The following is a 20,989-nucleotide window of genomic DNA, read 5'->3' on the forward strand; positions in this document are numbered from 1 at the left end:
GTGGATGTGTGGGTGGGGGTGGGGGTTGCAATCTACGCCCCTGTTAGGAATTTACGCCCCGTGTGGGGGGTGTGGATTGCTGCTGGGGGCGTAAATGTGTCGGCTGAGCCACCTGGCGTACTGAACTGTTCATGATCCGCGCTTCTCCTTTGCGTGGTGTCGTGCCGCACGGGCTCGATTTCCGCATGCGCTGCAGCACCATTGCTGATTGGGCCGATCCTGCAGAAACAGTTGACCGCATCGCGGAGCGTCGCAGAGTGACAATCGTGCGCGATCCGGTCCGTTCAGTAGATCGATGACCGCTGACGCTGCACGGGCGCGTATCGCGTCGACCGGATCCGACGTCCCCACAACATGTCCGACGCCACCGCCGCCCCCGAGATCGAGCCGACGGGTCACCGGATGGCGTCGGGCAATGTCGTCGATGTGGTCGACGCTGTCTCCCGGAACTTCCATGTCCGACGCCACCGCCCGCAGTAGCGCCAGCATGTGATCTCGCGTCAGCCGGAATGTGTCGATGTCGGCATCGTCAGGGATTGTCTCGGGTACCCGGGCACCCTGTAGCTCGGCCCATTCCTGGAGATCGGCGGTGGAGGCGATCAGTTCGACGTAGGTGCCGCGTTGCAACTGCACGGTGTTGACCACGTCGAGCGCGAAGTGGTCGCCGAGCCAGTTCCAGTCCATCGCCCGAGTCTAATGGTTTACGGATGTAAAAGCATCAGATACCGTCGAGACGATGACGGACATCCAATGGTTACCGTTCCTCGGCGTCGTGCTGTTGGCCTACGCGATACCCGGTCCGGACTTCGCGGTGGTGGCCCGGGCGGCAGCGAGCAGCCGTAGTGCCGGGTGGCGAGCGGGCCTCGGCGCGCAGACCGGACTGTGCGTGCACATGATCGCTGCGGTGGTGGGGCTGTCACTGCTCATCTCACGATCACCGATGGCGCTGAGCATCATTCAGATTCTCGGGGGTCTGTACCTGGTGTGGCTCGGTATTTCCGCGCTGCGACAGTCGTCGTCGGAGAGGCGTGCGACCTCCGATGTGCGCTGGTTTCGCATGGGCCTGGTGACGAACGTGCTCAATCCCAAAGCCATTCTGTTCTTCGTCGCGCTGCTGCCGCAGTTCGTCGATGCCGACGGACCGCTTCCCCTGCAGATCGGGTTACTCGGAATCGTGGATGTGGCAATCGGTGTGGTGGTCTGGGCGGTGGTCACCGCGGCTGTGGGCCGTCTGGCCGGTGGTTCGTCGAAGTCGACATCCTGGAACCGAGTGATCGGAGTCCTTTTCATCGGTATCGGAGTCGCACTCGCCGTCGAAGCGGTGTGACCCGAAGAAGGCACTTGCGCAAATCAGCGAACGATGTCCATGCTCGGGTCGTTCTTGGGTTTGTGGTCCCAAATGGAGGTGTCGGATTCCAGGGCCTGGCCCTCGTGGCTGGGCTGCACGGGGTCGGGTAGCTGTCGCCACTGTGCTCGCGGGTCATTCTCGGGTTCGATGCACGATTCATCGTCCATGGCGGAGACGCTACGCGTCGGCCCGGCAATCATCCGGCAACGCGTACTCGCAGCTCGTTCATCGGCACTTCGGAACCGACGCGGTCGGTGACCCGTACGCGCACGGGCTCGCCTCGGGAATCGACGACGTCGAGCGGTCCGTCGTCTTGTTGCAGGTACTGGTCGCCCCACTGCATCAATCCGAGTACGACGGGCAGCAGATCCTCGCCCATTCTCGTCAGAACGTATTCGTAGCGCGTTCTGCCCTTTTCGGGGCGGTAGGGCTTCTTGACGAAGATTCCGACGTCGACCAGTTCTTTGAGTCGGGCCGCACTGCTGGCGTCGGTGATGCCGACGCGTCGGCTGAAGTCATCGAAGCGGGTGGTTCCGTAGAACGCCTCGCGCAGGATCAGCATCGTCGATCGGGTGCCGACCACCGACAGCGCGCGTGCGATGGAGCAACGGTCACCTGCTGTCCAGCTGTCGAGATCGGACAGTGGGCCGTCCATGTGGAGGGGCATGCCACGATCCTACTGACTTTACAAAACTATAGCCAGCTCGTACCGTGGTGTCAGCGATCCGACAGGACCGGATCGATCGGACAAGGAGCCGTCATGAGAGACGCAGTCATCGTCGAGGCAGTCAGAACCCCGGTCGGACGGGGCAAAGCGAACGGCACGTTGCATCCCGAGCATCCAGTCGACCTGATGGCCCATAGCCTGCGGGAAGTAGTGCAGCGCAGTGGGATAGACCCGAGCCAGATCGACGACGTCATCGGCGGAGTTGTCACCGCGGTAGGGGATCAGGCGTCGAACATGACTCGGCGCGCGGCGCTGGCGGCGGGCTATCCGGAATCCGTACCCGCAACCACCGTCGATCGGCAATGCGGAAGTAGCCAGCAGGCAATACATTTCGCCGCACAGGGCGTGATCTCCGGTGCTTACGATCTGGCCGTGGCTACCGGTTCGGAGTCGATGAGCCGCATTCCGATGGGGTCGAACCTGGTGGGAACCGAGGATCCGGCAGGTGTCGGTTTCATCGAGAGGTATCCGGAAGGGTTGGTGCCGCAGGGCATCAGTGCCGAATTGATCGCGGCGAGATGGGGTATCAGCCGTACCGAGATGGACGAGTTCGCTCTAGTGAGTCATGCGAAGGCTGCCGCAGCCACCGAAGAGGGGCGTTTCAAGCGGGAGATCACCGCAATCCGCGGACTCGAACGCGACGAGGGGATCCGCACCGGATCCACACTCGATGCGCTGGCGGGACTGCGACCGGCCTACTTCAGCGACGCCATGGCGCAGCGGTTCCCGGAAATCGGTTGGAACATCACCGCAGGCAACGCAAGTCAGGTCAACGACGGTAGTGCGGCCGTCATGATCACGACCAGTGAGAAAGCGAAGGAACTCGGCCTGACTCCGATGGCGAGGCTGCACAGCTTCGCGGTGGTCGGCGACGATCCGTTGATGATGCTCACCGCAGTCATTCCGGCGACGAAGAAGGTGCTCGCCAAAGCCGGGCTGACGATGAACGACATCGACCTGTTCGAGGTGAACGAGGCCTTTGCGTCGGTTGTGCTCGCCTGGGCGAAGGAAACCGGCGCAGACATGAACAAGGTCAACGTCAACGGCGGGGCCATCGCCATCGGCCATCCGCTCGGCGGCAGCGGTGCCCGAATCATGACGACCATGGTCCACGCGCTCGCCGAGCGCGAGCAGCGTTACGGCCTACAGGTGATGTGCGAGGCCGGCGGGCTCTCGAACGCCACCATCATCGAACGCCTGTAATGCCTGCGGCAGTGGCGCGGATATGTGCTCTCGAGGGCACATAATCGCACCACTGCGGCGCAGCCGCACTCATTCCCAGCTGGAGACGACTTTGCGCGTCGGGCGTTCGTTGCTGTTGGAGAACAGGTGTGGGCTTTTGCTCTTGATGTATTCGACGTCGGCGAACACGGCGCGCAGGTGCTCGCGCATCGACTGGGCGGCGGCCTCGAAGTCTCGGGCTTCGAGGCCGTCGACTATTGCGGTGTGTTGTTCGATGAGGTCGGGGATGGGACGGGTATCGCGCAGACCGAGTCGTCGGGCCCGGTCCAGATGAGCTTTCGCGGATTCGACGGATCGCCATGCGGCGGAATGTCCTCCGGCTGCGAGGAGTAGCTGGTGGAATTGCTCGTCCAATTCGAAGAATTGGTCCATGTCGATTCCAGGCTCGGCCTGCGCTGCCAGATTGGCGCGCAACGCAGCGAGGTCCTCGTCCGAGCGAGACGTGACTGCATCTTTCAATGACGCGGTTTCGATTGCCTCCCGGACGAATTGGGCATCGGCAACACGGTCGGTGTCGACCCGCGAGACGAAGGTGCCGAGTTGTGGGAAGACCTGAACCAGACCCTCTTCGGCCAAGAGGATCAGGCTTTCGCGGACGGGTGTGCGGCTCACGGACATCTGCTCGGCGAGGTCGTTCTCCGACAGCGGGCTACCCGGGGGGAGCGTCAGCGACACGATGCGTAGGCGCAATTCTCGGTACGCCCGCTCCCGTGCGGTGACTTTCCTGCTGCTCTGTGTGCTCACCGGTCAAGACTAACGTGACCTCGTCGGTGACCCACAGGGCCGAAGCCTTGACGAAGTGCTGCCCGTCACTAGTATGGTAGTACTGATATTCAAGGCACTACGGCGGAGGCTCTACAGCGATGGCAGTGATCAGCGGCAACGACGAGGCAGCCGTCCTACACGGTCCACGTGACCTGCGGATCGAGAAGATCGACCGTATGCAGGTCGGCGACGGCCAGGTGAGGGTGGAGGTACACGGCGTGAGCCTGTGTGGCTCGGACCTGCACTACTACGCCGACGGCCGCAACGGCTCCAACTCGCTGACGCAGCCCACCGTCTTGGGCCACGAGGGATTCGGGGTCGTCACCGAGGTCGGCGCGGGCGTGTCCCAGGACCGGATCGGCCAGCGAGTGGCCATCGAACCCGCGATTCCGAAGGGCACCTCACCGCTGAGCCTGAGCGGTCACTACAACGTCTGCCCCAGCGTTGTCTGTTTCGGATCCCCACCGAACCACGGACTGCTGCGGCAATCCGTCGTTCTCGCAAACGAATTCGCGCACCCACTCCCGGATTCGATCGACGACGACGTCGCTGCGCTGATCGAGCCCCTGGCCGTCGCAGCGTGGGCTGCCGCACGGGTCGGGTCGGTGCTGGGCAAGCGCATCGCGATCACCGGTGCCGGGCCCATCGGTCTGTTGGTTCTGCAGACGGTCATCGCCCTGGGCGCGTCGGAGACGACCATCACCGACGTCGCACCAGCTCGACTCGAGGTCGCGGCAGCGCTGGGTGCCACCACGACAATGCGTTCCGGCAAAGACGCACTGCCGGAAGGCGCTTTCGACATTGCCTTCGACTGCTCGGGACATCCCGGAGCCATTGCCGACGCGGCACGCTCACTCGGCCCGGCAGGCATTCTGGCGCTTGTCGGCGTGCCCGGACGCGCGTCTGCCGAATTCCCCATCGGAGCAGTGCAACGCTGGGAGCTCGACATCCGCGGGTGCTTCCGTTACGGCCCTTCGGCATTCGCCGACGCGATCGCACTCGCCGGATCGGCGCGAGTGGACCTCGCGGCACTCGTCACATCGACGTACCCGTTGGCCGAATCTGCCGCAGCGCTCGAGGCCGCGCTCACCGACCCCACCCAGCTCAAGATCGTCATCGACACCACTTCGCAAGGACCGCAATGAAAATCATCGACGCCACCGTCATCGTGACGGCTCCGGGCCGCAACTACGTCACGCTCAAGATCACCACCGACGAGGGCATCGTCGGGTGGGGTGATGCGACGCTGAACGGACGCGAGCTCGCAGTCGAGTCGTACTTGAAGGACCACATTGCGCCACTTCTGATCGGACGCGATCCCCATCGGATCGAAGACATCTGGCAGTACCTGTACAAGGGTGCCTACTGGCGACGTGGCCCGGTGACCATGACGGCCATCGCAGCCGTCGACGTCGCACTGTGGGACATCAAGGGCAAGGCCGCCGATATGCCGGTCTACCAGCTCCTCGGCGGTGCTGCACGAGACGGAATCATGGTCTACGGGCACGCCAGCGGCGGTAGCATCGAAGAGATGCTCGACGACGTCCAAGCGCATCTCGACAAGGGCTACAAAGCAATTCGCGCCCAGTCGGCCATTCCTGGTCTGAAGAAGACTTATGGAATCCCGGTCGACGGTTTCTACGAACCCGCCTCCGGCGCTGCGCCGCAGGAAGATTCGTGGGATACCGCCCCGTACATGCGGTTCGCACCGCAGATGCTCGGTGCCGTGCGTGAACGTCACGGGTTCGACTTTCACCTGCTCCACGACGTGCACCACCGTCTGAGCCCGATCGAGGCTGGACGACTCGGGCGCGACCTCGAAGAGATGCGCATGTTCTGGATCGAGGATCCCACTCCCGCCGAGGATCAGAGTGCCTTCGCCACCATTCGCCAACACACGACCACCCCGATTGCCGTCGGCGAGATCTTCAACTCGATCTGGGACTGCCAGGATCTGATCACCAACCGGTGGATCGACTACATCCGAGCGTCGGTCTCACACGCCGGCGGCATCACCCATCTGCGCAGAATCTTCTCGTTGGCGGATCTGTACGGCGTTCGGTCCGGATCTCATGGTGCGGGCGATCTTTCGCCCGTCTCCCTCGCAGCCGCATTGCATGTCGATCTGTCGATCCCGAACTTCGGCGTGCAGGAGTACATGGGTCACGTCGACCCGACCGGCGATGTGTTCCAGACCAGCTACACCTTCACCGACGGTTTCATGCACCCGGGAAACAAGCCGGGCATCGGCGTCGAGGTGAACGAAGAGGCCGCCGCGAAGTACCCGTACAACCCCAAGTATCTGCCCGTCAATCGCCGTCTCGACGGCAGCATGCACGATTGGTGAAGCGCCACATGACCACAACGCAATTCGATGTCGTCCTGCTCGGCGAGCCCCTCGTGGAGGTTTCGACCACCGAGGCCTTCCGGCACGGAGCGCACGGGGTGCTCGGGGTGTCGGGAGACGTCGTCAACGCAGGTGCCGCGGCCGCGGCCGCGGGTGCCTCGGTCGCGCTGATCGCGCGGGTATCCGACGACGAGCTCGGCGACGCCGTCTGTCGGCGAATTCGTGAACTCGGCATCGACGACACCTGCATTCGGCGAGTTCCCGGACAGCAGGGTGTCTACTTCCTGCACATCGATCCCGAGGGGAATCGCCAATTCTCCTATGCCCGAGCCGGATCGGTGGGCAGTCAGCTCGATGTGGCGGACCTGCCCGAGGGTGTGATCGAGAACGCGGGTGCCGTGCTGGGCGGCGGAATCGCTGCGGCACTGTCGCCGACGCTCGCCCGCACGATGCTGCACGCGGCGCAGCGGTCGAGCAGATTCGTCTACGACCCCAACTTTCGCCCCAGGTTGACCACGGCCGACGAGGCCCGCGCATTCCTGCAGAGCGTTGCTCCCTGTACCGAGGTGATGGTGCCATCGGCACCGAGCGAGATCGAATTGCTCCTGGGCACAACCGAACCAGAGGCTGCTGCAGCTTTCCTGATGGGCTGGGGTGCACGTTCCGTGGTGGTCACGCGAGGGTCCGAAGGGTCCAGCATCTTCACCGCTGCGGGGACGTCGCACCAGCCGGTGATCCCCGCGCTCGAGGTCATCGATCAGACCGGTGCCGGTGATGTGTTCGCCGGCACCCTGACGGCGCGTCTCGCTCTCGGCGACGATCTTCGCGAGGCGGCGGCCATGGCAGCTGCTGCGGCATCGCTGAGCGTCGGCGGGCGGGGCGGCACTGGTCTCATCGCACCGCTGTCCGAAATCCGACGTCACAGAGAACGAGTGACGACATGACGGTGGCCACGCGATTGTCCGATGCGACCGCCGAGGTCGTTCGTCCCACCGCCAGCGGAATCGTGCATCTCGGCGTCGGGGCATTCCATCGGGCGCATCAGGCCGCGTTCACCTCCGAGGCGGCGCTGCTGACCGGTGAGACCAATTGGGGCATCACCGGTTTCACCCAGCGCAGTAACACCGTGGTGGAACAGCTTGCCCCACAGGACGGGTTGTTCACCCTGGTGCAGAAGGGAACCGAGGAGACGACGGCGACCGTCGTCGGTTCGATGCTCGCCGTACGGAACGCAGCCGCGAACCCCGACGCGGTGGTCGAGGCCATCGCCGATCCCGCCACGCACATCGTCACGCTGACGGTGACCGAGAAGGGCTATCGACTCGACCCCGCGTCGGGTCGATTGCGCCTGGACGATCCGGAGATCGCGGCGGATCTGGCCGGCAGGCCGCCGCGCACCGTTGCCGGACAGTTGGTGGCGGGCTTGGCTCGACGCATGGCGGGCGATGCGCCTCTCACGGTGTTGTGTTGCGACAACCTACCGTCGAACGGGCGGATTCTGTCCGAACTCGTCAGTGCTTTCGTCGAGGCCCGCGGCATGAACGATGGCCTGGCCGAATGGATCTCGCATCGAGTCACATTCCCCAGCAGCATGGTCGATCGAATCGTGCCGGCTACCACTGATGAGGACAGGGCGGACAACGAACGAAGAACGGGACTGCGCGACGATGCCCTGGTGGTGTGCGAGCCCTTCCGGCAATGGGTGATCGAGGACAATTTCGCTGGTCCGCGTCCGGCCTGGGATCGAGTGGGCGTGCAGTTCGTCGACGACGTGGAGCCGTGGGAGACCATGAAGTTGCGCGTCCTCAATGCCACCCACTCGGTGTTGGCCTACCTCGGAATTCTGCGTGGACACAACACTATCGCGGAGGCGGTCCAGGATCCGGAGCTCGACGAGATATGCCGGGCCATGGTTCTCCGAGATGTTGCGCCGACGACGGCCGGCGGAATGGACGCTGTCGGGTACGGCAACGAGGTACGCACGAGATTCGCCAACCCGGCGCTGAAACACACCACCCGGCAGGTGGCGATGGACGGATCGCAGAAGCTCGGACCGCGCCTACTCGGAACCGTGCGGGACGCGGCGTCGGCGGGTGGCTCGACGGACATGCTCGCACTCGCCGTCGCAGCCTGGTGCGCCTTCGTTCTGGCCGAGACGAAAGCCGGACGTGCACTGGACGATCCGTTGTCGGCGCACTTGGCTCGGGCCGGGTCGGCGTCGGACCTGCTCGCTGTCGAGTCCATCTTCGGGTCCGATCTCGGGCCCACGTCACCGTTCGGCACGCAGGTCGTTGCGTGGACCGACTTCCTACGGACCAACTCGCTGAGCGAGTGGAAACGAGTACTCGTATGACCTTCGAACCCACTATTTCTGGCGAAAGCCTTACCGCTCGCGACGTATTGCGCGTGAGCCCGGTGATTCCTGTGGTGGTCATCGATCGGGTCGAGGACGCAGTGCCGCTGGCGCGTGCACTCTATGCGGGCGGTATCGGCATCATCGAGATGACGTTGCGGTCCGAGGCCGGGCTCGGTGCCATTGCGGCAATCGCTGCGGACGTGCCGGAAGTGGTCATCGGCGCGGGAACGGTGTTGAACCGCGACGATGCCATGAGATCGGTGGATGCCGGCTCGAGATTCCTGGTCTCACCCGGATCGTCGAAGGGTCTCCTCGACGCGGTACGCACGCTACCGGTGCCTGTTCTGTCGGGCGTGTCGACTGCGACCGAGGCGATGACCGTTGCCGAGGCCGGATCGACCGAGATGAAGTTCTTTCCCGCCGAGTTCTCCGGTGGCGCAGCGGCACTGGGCGCGCTGGCAGGCCCGTTGCCGCACTTGACGTTCTGCCCCACCGGTGGGATCACCCCGCAGAACGCCGTCGACTACCTGGCGTTGCCGAATGTGGTGTGTGTCGGCGGTAGCTGGCTCACCCCGCGCTCATTGGTGCAGGCGGGGGACTGGGCCGCGATAGAGGAACTGGCCCGTTCTGCGAGTGCGCTCGGCACCGCGTAGTTCGGTTCGCGAAGGGTCATTGACCTATTGGTATAACAGTGCTTGTATATCACTGTGGCGAGCGCCACCAACCCTCCTCGATGAGGCACAGGTCTCGCGGAGGCCGCGGCGAACTCGCATCATGAACTCATCGATCATCACCAGCAATGGAGCTTCGGATGTCACAGGACACCAACGAGTCGACGGACGATCGCGGTAACACCGCCGTCCCGACTCGCAGCACTAAAGACCTCACCAAGGCGGCGATGTCCGGTTGGCTGGGTACGGCAATGGAGTTCATGGACTTCCAGCTGTATTCGCTCGCCGCCGCGATCGTTTTCAATCGCATCTTCTTCCCCGACGTGAGCCCGGCGATCGGCTTGATCGCCGCCATGGCCACTTACGGAGTCGGCTACGTGGCCCGCCTGGTCGGTGCCATCTACTTCGGCCGGATGGGCGATCGGATCGGTCGAAAGAAGGTCCTGTTCATCACCATTGCGATGATGGGTGCATCCACCACCCTCATCGGCGCACTGCCGACGTACGACGCGATCGGCATCATGGCACCGATCCTGCTCGTTGCCCTCCGCCTGATCCAGGGATTCGGTGCCGGAGCCGAAATCGCCGGTGCGACGGTCATGTTGGTCGAGTACGCACCGGACAAGCGTCGAGGCCTCATCGCATCGCTGGTCTCTCTGGGAACCAACTCCGGAACCCTTGCGGCCTCGGCTATCTGGGCCCTGCTGCTCGCTGTCCTGTCCGAGGATCAGTTGCTGAGCTGGGGCTGGCGAGTGCCGTTCCTCGCGAGCTTCTTCCTGATGATCTTCGCAGTGTGGTTGCGCTCGAACCTGAAGGAGAGCCCGGTCTTCGAGGAGCGTGCCGACGTGGTCGACGGTGTGGCTCTCTCGCGCGACGAGATCGAGAAGACCGACGAGGACGTGAAGGTCAGCGTTCTCGAGTCCGGTCTCAAGCAGAAGAAGGGGCGCGCGTTCTCCATCGCGCTGGGTCTGCGGTTCGGTCAGGCGGGCAACTCCGGACTGATTCAGACGTTCCTGGTCGGTTACATCGCGTCGACGCTGCTGATCGATCGTTCCATCGCCACCAGCGCGATCGTCTACGGCTCGCTCATCGGATTCGCCACCATTCCGCTCATCGGAATCCTGGGCGACAAGTTCGGCCGCCGTCCGATGTACATGGTGCTCAGCGCCCTCACCATGATTCTGGCGTTCCCGCTGATGCTGATGGTCACCAGCGGCAACACCGTAGCCCTCGTCGTCGCAATGGTTCTTGCACTGAACCTCGGTGTGCTGGGCCTGTTCTCGCTCGAAAGCGTGACGATGGCGGAGCTGTTCGGCGCACGTACCCGCTTCACGCAGCTCGCACTGTCCAAGGAGGTCGGCGGCATCCTCGCCACTGCCATCGGACCGCTGCTCGCGGCCAGTCTCACCGCGTGGACCGGTAGCTGGTGGCCCATCGCGGCAATGCTCGTGATCTACTCCGCAATCACCCTGGTGTCGGCCTACCTGGCACCGGAAACCAAGGGGCGCGATCTCGTCAGACTGGCCGACGCAGCCTGAGATGTCCGCAGTGGTGCAGTTGAGCCCACAGCTGCACCACTGCAACACAATTGGACACAAAAAAATCGAACTACCCTATTGGCACTCTCCGGTGGAGAGTGCTAATTTGGGTTCTGCACAGTGAAGGGCGGCCCGCCACAGGGGCGGACGCTTCGTCGTACAGGAGGTGGTTGCTGTGCTTCGCTTCGATCCGTTCCGTGACCTCGACTCCATTGCTGCCGGCATGCTCGGCGCGACCAGTGGTTCGGACCGTGCGCCCAGATTCATGCCGATGGATCTGTACAAGCTCGACGACCATTACGTACTCAACGCCGACCTACCCGGCGTCGATCCCGGCTCCATCGACGTCGACATCGACCGCGGCACCCTCACTCTGACGGCACATCGCACCGCTCCGAGTAGTGATGGTGTGCAGTGGCTTTCGTCGGAGCGGTTCGCCGGAACGTACCGTCGGCAACTCTCCCTGGGAGACGGCGTCGACGCGGAGAAGATCTCGGCCTCCTACGACAACGGCGTCCTGACGGTCACCATCCCGCTGGCGGAGCGTGCGAAGCCGCGCAAGATCGAGATCGCCCACGACAACACGCAGAAGACCATCGAGCCGCAGAAGAGCTGAGTGCGCTTCGCGCAGTGGTGCGGCAATGCGCCGCCCAGGGCACATAACCGCACCACTGCCGCAGGCACTCACACTGCGTTGTGAAATTTGTTCTCGGCGGCCAGCATCCCCTCGAACCACCTGTCGAGTGTCTCGTCGTCCACGGCGGCCATCCGGTCGACTTCTCGGGCCAGAGCGTCGACCTGAGCGGCAAACGCTGATCGAGTGTGCATCGCAATCCATTCCTGAAGTGCCGGTTCGCGTTCGGTGGAGAACGTCAGCGCAGTTCGGCACCACGACAAGTACAGAGTTTCGGCAGCGAACATCGCTACCAGAGCGGCACTTCTACCTTCTCGCTGCACGAGTCCGAGGGCATAGTCCGACAGCGCCGAGGAACTCGCGATCAACTCTTCGGTATTGCCGTCGAACGGAAACTTCTCGCGGAGACCGGCGAAGTACGCTCGCTGTTCTCCGACGAGGTTCGACATCGACATCACATGATCCGACGCGTCGTCCAATGACGTCGACTCCGCGACGACCAGCCCCAGAATGCGGACTGCAGTGAGTACGAACGCCTCCTCGATCACCAGGTACCTTCGAAAGTCCTCGTCGGAGAGTGATCCGTCCGTCGATTGCACGATGAACCGAACTTGCTGAGCAGCAGCGAGGTTGGGCTGTTGACGCTCGACGAGTTGCTGCGAGCGGGTCACGCGCCGGCAACCCACGTGATCAAGCCGTCGAACAGGTCGGTGTAACCGGGCCATTGTTCGCAGAACTCGGGCGGGGCCCAGTGCGGCGAGCAATCGGAGGTGAAGACCGCGGATCGGCCCGAGCCGTATTCGCCGACCGCGACGAGCGGATCTCCATTGATGGTGGCGGGCACGGTAACGCGCTCCTTCGGCACCACTCGGTTGTAACCGAGCAAGGCGGGCCACTGTGTTCCGCTGGCACCCAGTGCGGCGTGCGTGCTGTCGACGACATCGGGAACCATTCCGCCGGGAGCCTCGACTCGGTCGTCTTCGGCCAGCAGTGTCACCGGCAATACGTCGGCGAGCACAGTCTGCCGATACGCGGCGCGCGCTTGGAAACCGGAGAACGACAGGTACCCGCCGATCATGATCAGTCCTCCTCCGCTGCTCACCCACTCACGCAGTGCGGCGAGCCTGTCGTCGCCGGCCTGGAAGCGGTCGAACACGTTGGGCGCGAGTTGAATCGAATTGGCTCCGATATCCGAGAGCACAATGACGTCGAACTCGGACAGTGCCTCGGACGTGCCGGGGAATTGTGTGGGAACGAGGTGCGCGGGCATGTGAACCACTTCGTGCCCGCGCGAGGTGAGCGCGTCGCGCAGGGGGCCGATCCCTTCTACGTAGGAATGGACGGTGAATTCGTCGACGCCTTTGACGTGGGTGGACGAGGTCATCCAGCTTTCGCCGGCGATCAGAACTTTCTTACCCATGGTGGTTCTCTATCCTTTTCCGGCGCTCTCGAAGAGCGACCTGGGGTTGTCCTGCATGAGCGAGGAGACGTGGTGTGCGTCCATTCCGCTGCGGACCAGCCGCGCTGCGAAAGAGACTGGAACGTAGGCCAATCCGTTGCCACCGAACTTGCGGAGCATCGACTTGAGAAAGAGATCGTGACTGAGCAGCAACTGGGATCGATAGCCGCCACCGACGAGGCCGCAGATCGCGAACGCCGTATCGGCGGGCGACGGCGACTGGCCCTCGCCTGCGAACTCGAAGGGCATGCCGATCATGTCGAACTCGAGGAAGACTCCGCGATCGGCGAGGGCGCACTGATAGTCGGGGTCGTCGCCCGAGGGGTCCATGTGGCAGAGCACCACAGCTGCCGGGTCGACACCCATCTCGTCCACGACGATGTCGAGGACTTGATGTCCTCTGCGTTGCCAGCCCGGGAGATGGACGAACAAAGGGACGTAGGTTTCTCTTTGGGCGATGCAGGCGGCTCTCAGCGCTTTGGCCTCGGCGTCGGTGAAGGACGGCGAAACGCCGATCTCACCGATCACCCCCGGCCGCGGCCCGTCGCCGGTGAATTCGGCGATGAGCCGGGCCGCGAGGTTGTCGATACCGAGCGCGGTGACCTCGGGCGGGTGCGTGGGTTCGAGATACCAGCCCGAACCCATGACGACGCGTACTCCGGACTCGCGTGAGTAGTGCTCGAGGATCTCGGGTCGCCGCCCGATGCCCGGCGGCGTGAGGTCGACGACCGTGGTACCGCCGTTGTCCGCGAACACTTTCAGGTCGTCGAGTACGGCCGCCGCGTCGTCCACTCGGCAGTTGTCTGCGCTGTGGTACGGGTTGTCTTGCAGCAGCCAGGCGCGGTCCGCCGATACCGGACCGGACAGCAACTGCGCCAGAGCCGGGTCGGCAGCTTCGGAATACGCGGCCGAGGCGTCGTTGTGCAGATGCTCGTGCGGTAGCACCAGTCCCAGTTCGCTGGAGTCGATCGGCCCGGTGACGGTCTGGACGATCATTGCTTACCCGGTGCGCTCTGCAGGTGCTTGAACAGCGATGCCAGAGAGTGCCCGCGCATGTTGATCCAGATGGCAACGAGCAGAACGACACCGGTGATGATCGGTGTCAGGAACGGGCTCACACCGAGTAGCGTCAGGCCGTTGGCGATGATGCCGGTCAACACTGCACCGATGACGGTGCCGATGACCGTTCCCCGGCCGCCGAACAGGTTGGTGCCTCCCAACACCACTGCGGTGATGACGGTGAGCTCGAAACCATTGGCGGAGTTGGCCGATCCCGATCCGAGTCGTGCAGCGATCAATAGGCCCGCGATGCCCGCGGCGAGCCCGGTGAACACCAGGGTCATCATCAGCACGCGACGGGTGTTGACGCCGGAGCGTCGGACGGATTCGACGTTCGAGCCGATTCCGGTGACGTAGCGGCCGAATCGTGTGCGGTTGAGCGCAACAGCGCCGACGATCACTACGGCCAGAGCAATCCATGCGCTTGCCGAAAAGCCAAGCCACGACGCCGTACCCAGTTTCGCGAAGGCGGTACCGGGAGTGATCGGTACCGAGAAGCCCTCGGTCCTGTACAACGCGATGCCGCGGATGATGGACAGGGTCGCCAGGGTGACGATGAACGGCGGAATGCCCTGATACGCGGCGAGCCAACCGTTGACCAGGCCCCATGCTGCGCCCATCAGAGGTGCCGCGACGAATACCACCGACGAGTCGACTCCGGCTTGGATGAGTTCGGCGCTCATCGCGGCGACGAAGGCAACGGTCGCTCCGACCGACAGGTCGATCTGACCGGTGGTGATCACGAACGTCATGGCGACGGCGATGATGAGAACCGGTGCGATCTGCGTCGCGAGGTTCGAGATGTTGGTGAAGGTCAGGAACGAGGACGTCGTCACCGAGAACACCAGGGCCACTGCGATGGTGACCGCGAGCATGGCCAGGGTCGGCTTGTTGGTCTGCTGCCACAGAGTCGGGCGTGCCGCGAGTTTCTCCACGGTCGGCTGGGCTTTCTTGTCCACGGTGATCATGGGCGGCCTTCCGGCGAGGAGGGTGAACGCTGGGGAACCGGCGTGCGCGTGATCAATCCGACGAGCGACTCGATGTTCAGATCGCCGATCGGAACATCGTCGACGCTCTGTCCCTCGTACATGACGGTGATGCGGTCGCAGACCCGGAACAGGTCCTGTAGGCGGTGCGTCACCAGGATGACTCCGACGCCTTGGGCTGCGACGTCGGTGATGAGTTTGAGGACCGATTCGACCTCTGCCACAGCAAGAGCGGCGGTGGGTTCGTCCAGAATCAACACGTCCGGTCGAAACGAGACCGCGCGTGCGATGGCCACCGTCTGGCGTTGCCCACCGGAGAGTTGCCCGATCTCCTGGTAGGTCGACTTCACCTTCACGTGCAGGTCCGCCAGAATCTTGGCGGAACGTTCGTGCATCCCGTGGCGATCGAGGAACGGCCCCTTGCGTGGCTCGCGGCCGAGGAACAGATTGCTTGCGACGTCCAAGGTGTCGCACAGGGCGAGGTCTTGGTAGACGATGCCGATTTTTTTCTGTTGCGCGTCCAGCGGTGTCGAGAAGCGCACCGGTTCCCCGTTCACCCGCATCTCTCCACCGTCGTGTTGGACGGCGCCGGCAAGGATTTTCATGAGCGTCGACTTGCCGGCGCCGTTGTCTCCGACGACCCCGAGTACTTCGCCGCGACCGAGTCGAAGGTCGACTCCGCGAAGCGATTTCACCGGGCCGTACGATTTGGTGATTCCCGAGAGTTCGATCAGTGGCGCGACCGTCAGGTCTTGTTGTGCCATAGGGCTACTTCTCCAGGTAGTACATGTAGTCGCCGACGTTCTCCGGAGTGACGATCTGGGTCGGTACCGGGATGTCAGCGGGTGCGGTCCGTCCGCAGCCGAGGTCGATGGCGGCATTCATGGCCTCGTAGCCGAACTCGAAGGTGTTCTGCTGCACGACGCCTTTCAGCCACCCTGCGTTGAGAGCGGAGACGGCCTGATCGGACAGATCCCAGCCGACGGCCTGAATTCGGTCCTGCGCGTTCTGACTGTTCACGGCGGCGACCAACCCGATCAGAGCAGGCTCCCCGGTGGCGTACACGTACTGCATGTCCGGGTTGCCGGTGAGCAGGTTCTCGGCCGCGGTTTGCGCGTTCTCCTGGATGTTGCGGCCGTCGACCACGGTGCCGACGGTCATCCCGGCCGCCGAGACGGTATCGGTGAAGCCTTTCTGACGTTCGAGCTGGATGGTGCTGTTGAGTGCGCCGACGATTCCCACGGTGCCGGTGTTGTTCGCCAACGCAGTGAGGGTGTCGCCGATCTGAACGCCGCCTTCGGCGTTGGCGGTGCCGACCTGCGTGTCCACGGCAGGATCGTCGACGGTGGCGTCGACGGCGACGACCGGGATGCCCGCAGCATCGGCCTTGACGATAGAGGGCTTGATGCCGTCCGTGTCGATGGCATCGACGATGATCGCGTCGACGCCCGAGGCGATGAGGTTGTCGAATGCGTTGGCCTGGCTGACCGAGTCGTCGTTGCCGCTGATGATCTGCAGTTCGACGCCGGTCTGGTCGGCGATCTTTTGGGCTGCGTTGTTGATCTGGTTGAAGAACAGGGCCTGCAGGTTGATGGTGACGAGACCGACCTTGAGGGTGCCGTTCTTGCCGTCGCACGAATCGGCGACGCGGCTCGGATCCGGGATGCTCGACGCGGCTGCGTCGGTTCCGCCCGCGGTGTCGCTGCTGGATGCGGAGTCGCACGAGGTGAGGGTGAGCGCAAGTGCGGCACCGAGAACGAGGGGGAGTGCGCGTTTGATCATCGGGTCTCCTGGAGATCGACAGTGGCGAGGGTGGAGGTGAAGTCGGCGAGTTCGGTTGGAGTGGGGCATCCGCGTGGTCCGGCTGTAGCGCAGGCGAGTGCTGCCGAGATTCCCGCCATTCGGGCTGCGTGGATAGGGGGTTCGCCCGCGTCGATGAAGGCGATGTAGGTGCCGCAGAAGCAGTCTCCGGCTCCGACGGCATCTATGACGTCGACCGATACTGCCGGTTCGGTGATGGTCTCACCCGAGGGTGTGACCAGAGTCCACCCGCGTTCGCCGTCGGTGACGACGAGGTGGGTGTCGTGCTCGGCGGTCAGTATCGGCCACCGTTCGGCTGGGATGCCGAAGCTGTTCTGCCACAGACTGCGTCCGACGATGACGTGGTCGGCAAGGGCAAATGCGTGCAGTGCGGCGTCGACGTCGTCGCAGCCGTCGAGGTCGATGGCGAGGCCGACGTTGTCGGGGAGCGTGGGTGGGAGCATCGATGCGCGGTAGCCGTCGAGGAACACGCGTCCACCGTCGATCGAGAGCTTGTCGAGGACCGTGCGTAGTCTGCCTGCGTCGTTGGCGTCGTCCTGGCTGATGATCGATCGGTCCCCGCCGTCGGCGATGAGAACCACTGCGGTGGAGAGGAATGCGTCGCGCGGTGCCCAGCTGGTGTCGACTCCGTCGCGTTCGAGGGCCGCGAGGAATTCGGAGGATCGAATGTCCGGGCCCACCGCGCCGGCGAACGCGACGCGGGCTCCCATGCGGGCTGCCGACACTGCGGCGTTGGCATTCATGCCGCCGTCGATCGACTCGATCGTCGTGGCCTGCACCCTCTCTCCGAGGGTCGGAACATGCGGAACATGAACCGTGACATCGTTGTTGGCGTAGCCGAAAAATACGATCATCGTCTACTTCCCGGCTGCGCGGGACACGTCGCGAACCTTCTCGCCGGAGACCCGGCCCCACCAGCGTGCATTCTCCTTCACCGAAGAAGCGATGATGGCACCGTCGCATTCGTTCATCAGGTCGGCGACGTTGGCCGCCGTGATTCCCGATCCGATGATGACGGGGAGGACCGTGTTGTTCTTGATGACCGACACCTCGTCGACCGAGGCGGCGTCACCGGTTCTCGAGCCGGTTGCGATGAGCACGTCTGCGTCGAAGAATTCTGCGTCCTCGGTCTGTTCGGCGATGGTGCGATCGGCAACGATGGCGTGGGCACCGTGCTTGACGTGAACGTCGGCGAAGATCTTGACCGGGTCGGCACCGATGCGGTGGCGAAAGCGGGTGGTCTTGGCTGCCTGGCCTTCGATGAATCCCTCGTTGGCGATGTAGGCGTTTGCCCACTGGTTGACCCGCACGAAGCTCGCTCCGGCGGCCCACGCTGCGGCCACGCCGCATTCGCCCGCGTTGGACAGGATTGATACTCCGACTCTGCTGCCGAATTCACCGACGACGGAGGCGGTGACGACGCCCATGCTGGCCGCTGTTTCGTATCCGTGCTCTCCGGGCTTGAGGAAGGGTATGTCCCAATGATTTTCGACGATGACGCCATCGAATCCGTTGTCGATGTACGCGTGCGCCTCCTCCACGGCGAAGCCTGCGATCTCGGAGACGGGCTGGCCCTTGTAGTGCGGGCTGCCCGGCAGTGCGGGTAGGTGGATCGCGCCGATGAGTGCGGGTGCGGAGGTGAACATCTCGGCCAGCGCCGACGGCTTTGTCGGAAATACCCCCAGCGAAGCTGAGGGGTTCGGATCCGACGGGGACGTACTCACGTAAGGAGCTCCTCTGGTGTGGGCGTCGACCAAGGCGATGTAATCGATTGCCTCGTATGTATGCACCGTAGGCGATCGGCACCGGGTCGTGTCAAGGAATTCGCGAGTCGTTTATGTAAACGATTACCTCTACTGTGTAAACAGCATCGCAAGCGACCGTGCGGTTCGCTAGCCTCGGTTCACACGCGAGAGTAGGAGTTGGATGCGCAAAGCAACCATTCGCGACGTCGCGGAGCGCGCGGGCGTTTCGACAGCCACGGTGTCCCGGGCGCTCTCGGGGTCACGTCCGGTGTCGGACGACGTGGCCGCGAGCATTCGGCAGGCGGCGGCCGATCTCGGCTATTCGGGCAACATCATCGCCAGTTCGCTGCGCCGCAACCGCACGGACACGGTTGGGATGGTGGTGCCCAGTATTGCCAACCCGTTCTTCACCTCGCTCGTCGTCAATGTCGAACACGTTCTCTCGCAGCGTGGACTGCAGTTGTTCCTGTGCGATTCGCGATCGGATCCGGAAGTCGAGGCGCAACGGCTGCGTAGTCTGGTCTCGCGTCAGGTCGATGGCATCATCATCAGCCCGTGCCATGGAGAACGTTCTGCCGAGGCGGTTCGTGCGTCGGCCCGTGCGATCCCTGTGGTCCAGCTCGACCGCTTCGCTCTCGATACTCATACCGATTGGGTCGGCGTCGATGATGATGCCGCTCAGGGACTGATCATGGATCACCTTGCTGCACAGGGTGTTCGGAGTGCCGCATTCATCAGTTCCGAGCTGACCAATTCGTCGACGGAGTTGCGGCGGGCGGGCTTCTTCCGCCATGCCGAGCGCGTGGGGATTCGGACGCGGGACGAGTGGACATTGTTGGGTGATTATTCGATCGACTGGGGGCGTGAGTCGTCGCGCTCGATCCTTGCTGCTCCCACGCGGCCCGATGCGGTGGTGGGTGCGGACGACCTGATCGCCCTCGGGGTGCTGCAGAGCTGCCAGGCTCTGGGATTGTCGGTCCCGGGCGATGTGATGGTCACCGGGTTCGACGACATTCCGTTCTCTGCATTGAGCAATCCGCCGCTGACCACCATCCGGCAACCGCAGGAACGAATCGCTGCGGAGGCCACTCGCCTACTGGATCAGGCCATGAACAGCGATCACACCGGCACTGCGCACATCGCGTTGCAGCCGGAGTTGGTGGTCCGTCAGTCGACGGTCGGCCACGCACGCGTCGCCGCGGTGTAGGCCACGATCGCCGCATCGAGCTCGTCGAGCGTGACGGTTTCGTCGGCGGCGTGCATCAGTGTTGGCGTCCCCGGCCCCCACACGACAATAGGGGCACCGGGGGCAGCGGATCCGATGATGGACGCGTCGGTGAAGTACGTGACCGGTTCTTTAGCAACGGTATGCGGAAGGCCATCCACCCATCGGTCGCCTTGGGGTGTGCGAACTCCGGGCAGATCGATGCGAGCGTCGGCGTGATCGACCTCGGGTTGATCGCGCCACCAGGACAGCAGTGCCGAGCCGTCCCCGACGGTGCGATGGTCGACGACGACGTGTGCGGTGTCAGGAACGATGTTGGGTGCCGAGCCGCCGTCGATCAATCCCACGTTGAACGTTTCGGCGCCCAGGAACTGATCCGTAGACAGCGGGAGCTCGGTGCGGGCTCGTGTCAACACGTCGACCAGTTTCATGATTGCACTCTCACCCCGATGCGGAGTACTTCCGTGTGCTGCAATGCCTTTGGTGGTCACATCGACCCACAGTGCTCCTCGATGCCCCAGGTGTACCTGGTTCCCTGTCGCCTCGGGAACCACGACCGCTCCTACGGCGCACTCGGCGACGGCGTGGCGAGCGGCACGCGCACCGAGTGACCCGATCTCTTCGTCGCTGGTGAGCAACAGGGCGGCAGGAACCCCGTTGTCGAAGGCGTCCATCACCGCAGCGGTGGCGGCAACAAGCCCGGCCTTCATGTCCGAGGTGCCGCGGCCACGGAGTACCCCGTGTTCGATATCCGCGGCGAAGGGATCGAACTGCCAATTCGACAGATCACCCGCCGGCACGGTGTCCACGTGGCACGCGAACATCAACCGCGTCGACGTCGGCGGGGAGGGATTGGTGATCAACAGCCATGGGTGGGGACCATCCGGATCGCCGTCGATGGCAAGGTAACCGACGCGGGCCCTGAGGACGGACACGATTGCGTCCATCGACGAGCGCTGGGGACGAGGATCACCCGACACAGTGGGCTGGGTGACCAGTTCGGTGAGAAGTCCGACGGAATCCATGACTCCAGTATGCCCGTGGTGCCTTCGGCAGTGGTGCGGCA

The 20,989-nt window shown here is 63.8% G+C and carries 23 protein-coding genes; 10 read left to right on the forward strand and 13 right to left on the reverse strand.

What is annotated here, in order from left to right; translation table 11 throughout:
* Positions 1 to 129: 129 nt before the first annotated feature.
* Positions 130 to 684, reverse strand: a complete 555-nt coding sequence (locus CH278_RS05285) for a CGNR zinc finger domain-containing protein (RefSeq protein ID WP_052073932.1) — start codon at positions 682 to 684, stop codon at positions 130 to 132.
* A 52-nt stretch (positions 685 to 736) separates the two neighbouring features.
* Here CH278_RS05285 and CH278_RS05290 point away from each other — a divergent pair, with 52 nt between their 5' ends.
* Complete coding sequence (locus CH278_RS05290) at positions 737 to 1,327, forward strand: LysE family translocator (RefSeq protein ID WP_094621349.1); 591 nt, start codon at positions 737 to 739, stop codon at positions 1,325 to 1,327.
* Between the two features lie 23 nt (positions 1,328 to 1,350).
* Here CH278_RS05290 and CH278_RS27360 read toward each other — a convergent pair whose 3' ends face one another.
* Positions 1,351 to 1,515: a hypothetical protein gene (locus CH278_RS27360; protein WP_155290302.1), complete on the reverse strand. Its 165-nt coding sequence runs from the start codon at positions 1,513 to 1,515 to the stop codon at positions 1,351 to 1,353.
* A 29-nt stretch (positions 1,516 to 1,544) separates the two neighbouring features.
* A complete protein-coding gene (locus CH278_RS05295) occupies positions 1,545 to 2,015 on the reverse strand; it encodes a winged helix-turn-helix transcriptional regulator (protein WP_094621350.1) in 471 nt (156 codons plus the stop codon).
* A 93-nt stretch (positions 2,016 to 2,108) separates the two neighbouring features.
* Here CH278_RS05295 and CH278_RS05300 point away from each other — a divergent pair, with 93 nt between their 5' ends.
* The gene (locus CH278_RS05300) at positions 2,109 to 3,278 is read left to right on the forward strand and encodes a thiolase family protein (RefSeq protein WP_032371733.1); all 1,170 of its coding nucleotides are present in this window, start codon (positions 2,109 to 2,111) and stop codon (positions 3,276 to 3,278) included.
* A 69-nt stretch (positions 3,279 to 3,347) separates the two neighbouring features.
* Here CH278_RS05300 and CH278_RS05305 read toward each other — a convergent pair whose 3' ends face one another.
* On the reverse strand, positions 3,348 to 4,061 hold the full coding sequence (locus CH278_RS05305; RefSeq protein ID WP_032389681.1) for a GntR family transcriptional regulator: 714 nt from the start codon (positions 4,059 to 4,061) through the stop codon (positions 3,348 to 3,350).
* A 119-nt stretch (positions 4,062 to 4,180) separates the two neighbouring features.
* Between CH278_RS05305 and CH278_RS05310 the strand changes: the two genes are divergently transcribed.
* From CH278_RS05310 to CH278_RS05340, 7 genes are all read left to right on the forward strand, one after another.
* Positions 4,181 to 5,227, forward strand: coding sequence for an alcohol dehydrogenase catalytic domain-containing protein (locus tag CH278_RS05310; protein WP_094621351.1), 1,047 nt, complete (start codon positions 4,181 to 4,183; stop codon positions 5,225 to 5,227).
* Entirely contained in the window at positions 5,224 to 6,429 is a 1,206-nt protein-coding gene (gene manD, locus CH278_RS05315; protein ID WP_032374833.1) for a D-mannonate dehydratase ManD, read from the forward strand. The genes CH278_RS05310 and manD overlap by 4 nt, the downstream gene beginning before the upstream one ends.
* Positions 6,430 to 6,437: 8 nt before the next feature.
* A complete protein-coding gene (locus CH278_RS05320; RefSeq protein ID WP_057474613.1) occupies positions 6,438 to 7,373 on the forward strand; it encodes a sugar kinase in 936 nt (311 codons plus the stop codon).
* Positions 7,370 to 8,782, forward strand: coding sequence for a mannitol dehydrogenase family protein (locus CH278_RS05325; protein ID WP_094621352.1), 1,413 nt, complete (start codon positions 7,370 to 7,372; stop codon positions 8,780 to 8,782). Before CH278_RS05320 ends, CH278_RS05325 begins: the two co-directional genes overlap by 4 nt.
* Entirely contained in the window at positions 8,779 to 9,438 is a 660-nt protein-coding gene (gene eda, locus CH278_RS05330; protein WP_094621353.1) for a bifunctional 4-hydroxy-2-oxoglutarate aldolase/2-dehydro-3-deoxy-phosphogluconate aldolase, read from the forward strand. The genes CH278_RS05325 and eda overlap by 4 nt, the downstream gene beginning before the upstream one ends.
* A gap of 158 nt (positions 9,439 to 9,596) precedes the next feature.
* Complete coding sequence (locus CH278_RS05335) at positions 9,597 to 10,994, forward strand: MFS transporter (RefSeq protein WP_094621665.1); 1,398 nt, start codon at positions 9,597 to 9,599, stop codon at positions 10,992 to 10,994.
* 175 nt (positions 10,995 to 11,169) lie between these two features.
* Positions 11,170 to 11,610 carry an Hsp20/alpha crystallin family protein gene (locus tag CH278_RS05340; RefSeq protein WP_027495425.1) on the forward strand — a complete coding sequence of 147 codons (441 nt, stop codon included), beginning with the start codon at positions 11,170 to 11,172 and terminating at the stop codon, positions 11,608 to 11,610.
* 68 nt (positions 11,611 to 11,678) lie between these two features.
* Here the strand turns inward: CH278_RS05340 and CH278_RS05345 are convergent, their stop codons facing one another.
* Genes CH278_RS05345 through CH278_RS05380 form a run of 8 tightly spaced genes read right to left on the reverse strand, consistent with a single transcriptional unit; the run spans position 11,679 to position 18,677 of the window.
* Entirely contained in the window at positions 11,679 to 12,299 is a 621-nt protein-coding gene (locus tag CH278_RS05345; RefSeq protein WP_094621354.1) for a TenA family protein, read from the reverse strand.
* Positions 12,296 to 13,048, reverse strand: a complete 753-nt coding sequence (locus CH278_RS05350) for a glutamine amidotransferase (protein WP_094621355.1) — start codon at positions 13,046 to 13,048, stop codon at positions 12,296 to 12,298. Before CH278_RS05350 ends, CH278_RS05345 begins: the two co-directional genes overlap by 4 nt.
* 9 nt (positions 13,049 to 13,057) lie before the next feature.
* Positions 13,058 to 14,083, reverse strand: a complete 1,026-nt coding sequence (locus tag CH278_RS05355; protein ID WP_032367060.1) for a phosphotriesterase family protein — start codon at positions 14,081 to 14,083, stop codon at positions 13,058 to 13,060.
* On the reverse strand, positions 14,080 to 15,114 hold the full coding sequence (locus tag CH278_RS05360) for an ABC transporter permease (protein WP_032367059.1): 1,035 nt from the start codon (positions 15,112 to 15,114) through the stop codon (positions 14,080 to 14,082). The genes CH278_RS05355 and CH278_RS05360 overlap by 4 nt, the downstream gene beginning before the upstream one ends.
* Positions 15,111 to 15,896 (reverse strand): ATP-binding cassette domain-containing protein, encoded by a 786-nt coding sequence (locus CH278_RS05365; RefSeq protein ID WP_032367058.1) that lies wholly within the window; start codon positions 15,894 to 15,896, stop codon positions 15,111 to 15,113. The genes CH278_RS05360 and CH278_RS05365 overlap by 4 nt, the downstream gene beginning before the upstream one ends.
* A 4-nt stretch (positions 15,897 to 15,900) precedes the next feature.
* On the reverse strand, positions 15,901 to 16,914 hold the full coding sequence (locus CH278_RS05370) for a substrate-binding domain-containing protein (RefSeq protein ID WP_032367057.1): 1,014 nt from the start codon (positions 16,912 to 16,914) through the stop codon (positions 15,901 to 15,903).
* The gene (locus CH278_RS05375; RefSeq protein WP_094621356.1) at positions 16,911 to 17,807 is read right to left on the reverse strand and encodes a carbohydrate kinase family protein; all 897 of its coding nucleotides are present in this window, start codon (positions 17,805 to 17,807) and stop codon (positions 16,911 to 16,913) included. The genes CH278_RS05370 and CH278_RS05375 overlap by 4 nt, the downstream gene beginning before the upstream one ends.
* A gap of 3 nt (positions 17,808 to 17,810) precedes the next feature.
* Positions 17,811 to 18,677, reverse strand: a complete 867-nt coding sequence (locus CH278_RS05380) for a BtpA/SgcQ family protein (protein ID WP_230592013.1) — start codon at positions 18,675 to 18,677, stop codon at positions 17,811 to 17,813.
* A 202-nt stretch (positions 18,678 to 18,879) separates the two neighbouring features.
* On the opposite strand from CH278_RS05380, the gene CH278_RS05385 reads away from it, so the two are divergent.
* Positions 18,880 to 19,905 (forward strand): LacI family DNA-binding transcriptional regulator, encoded by a 1,026-nt coding sequence (locus CH278_RS05385; protein WP_094621357.1) that lies wholly within the window; start codon positions 18,880 to 18,882, stop codon positions 19,903 to 19,905.
* Here the strand turns inward: CH278_RS05385 and CH278_RS05390 are convergent.
* On the reverse strand, positions 19,866 to 20,948 hold the full coding sequence (locus CH278_RS05390; protein ID WP_032371743.1) for a M20 family metallopeptidase: 1,083 nt from the start codon (positions 20,946 to 20,948) through the stop codon (positions 19,866 to 19,868). The two genes, CH278_RS05385 and CH278_RS05390, sit on opposite strands and share 40 nt — an antisense overlap.
* Positions 20,949 to 20,989: the final 41 nt, after the last annotated feature.

Origin of the sequence: Rhodococcus sp. 05-2254-5 (assembly GCF_002258575.1) — a bacterium.
In the GTDB taxonomy this organism is placed as follows: domain Bacteria; phylum Actinomycetota; class Actinomycetes; order Mycobacteriales; family Mycobacteriaceae; genus Rhodococcoides; species Rhodococcoides fascians.

Excerpts from the sequence above, each read along its gene's own strand:
- CH278_RS05290 (WP_094621349.1), top strand. The coding sequence starts at position 737 with ATGACGGACATCCAATGGTTACCGTTCCTCGGCGTCGTGCTGTTGGCC.
- CH278_RS05365 (WP_032367058.1), bottom strand. The coding sequence starts at position 15,896 with ATGGCACAACAAGACCTGACGGTCGCGCCACTGATCGAACTCTCGGGA.
- CH278_RS27360 (WP_155290302.1), bottom strand. The coding sequence starts at position 1,515 with ATGGACGATGAATCGTGCATCGAACCCGAGAATGACCCGCGAGCACAG.
- CH278_RS05350 (WP_094621355.1), bottom strand. The coding sequence starts at position 13,048 with ATGGGTAAGAAAGTTCTGATCGCCGGCGAAAGCTGGATGACCTCGTCC.
- CH278_RS05300 (WP_032371733.1), top strand. The coding sequence starts at position 2,109 with ATGAGAGACGCAGTCATCGTCGAGGCAGTCAGAACCCCGGTCGGACGG.
- CH278_RS05310 (WP_094621351.1), top strand. The coding sequence starts at position 4,181 with ATGGCAGTGATCAGCGGCAACGACGAGGCAGCCGTCCTACACGGTCCA.
- CH278_RS05390 (WP_032371743.1), bottom strand. The coding sequence starts at position 20,948 with ATGGATTCCGTCGGACTTCTCACCGAACTGGTCACCCAGCCCACTGTG.
- CH278_RS05295 (WP_094621350.1), bottom strand. The coding sequence starts at position 2,015 with ATGCCCCTCCACATGGACGGCCCACTGTCCGATCTCGACAGCTGGACA.
- CH278_RS05325 (WP_094621352.1), top strand. The coding sequence starts at position 7,370 with ATGACGGTGGCCACGCGATTGTCCGATGCGACCGCCGAGGTCGTTCGT.
- CH278_RS05355 (WP_032367060.1), bottom strand. The coding sequence starts at position 14,083 with ATGATCGTCCAGACCGTCACCGGGCCGATCGACTCCAGCGAACTGGGA.
- CH278_RS05360 (WP_032367059.1), bottom strand. The coding sequence starts at position 15,114 with ATGATCACCGTGGACAAGAAAGCCCAGCCGACCGTGGAGAAACTCGCG.
- CH278_RS05320 (WP_057474613.1), top strand. The coding sequence starts at position 6,438 with ATGACCACAACGCAATTCGATGTCGTCCTGCTCGGCGAGCCCCTCGTG.
- CH278_RS05370 (WP_032367057.1), bottom strand. The coding sequence starts at position 16,914 with ATGATCAAACGCGCACTCCCCCTCGTTCTCGGTGCCGCACTTGCGCTC.
- eda (WP_094621353.1), top strand. The coding sequence starts at position 8,779 with ATGACCTTCGAACCCACTATTTCTGGCGAAAGCCTTACCGCTCGCGAC.
- CH278_RS05385 (WP_094621357.1), top strand. The coding sequence starts at position 18,880 with ATGCGCAAAGCAACCATTCGCGACGTCGCGGAGCGCGCGGGCGTTTCG.
- CH278_RS05335 (WP_094621665.1), top strand. The coding sequence starts at position 9,597 with ATGTCACAGGACACCAACGAGTCGACGGACGATCGCGGTAACACCGCC.
- CH278_RS05285 (WP_052073932.1), bottom strand. The coding sequence starts at position 684 with ATGGACTGGAACTGGCTCGGCGACCACTTCGCGCTCGACGTGGTCAAC.
- manD (WP_032374833.1), top strand. The coding sequence starts at position 5,224 with ATGAAAATCATCGACGCCACCGTCATCGTGACGGCTCCGGGCCGCAAC.
- CH278_RS05375 (WP_094621356.1), bottom strand. The coding sequence starts at position 17,807 with ATGATCGTATTTTTCGGCTACGCCAACAACGATGTCACGGTTCATGTT.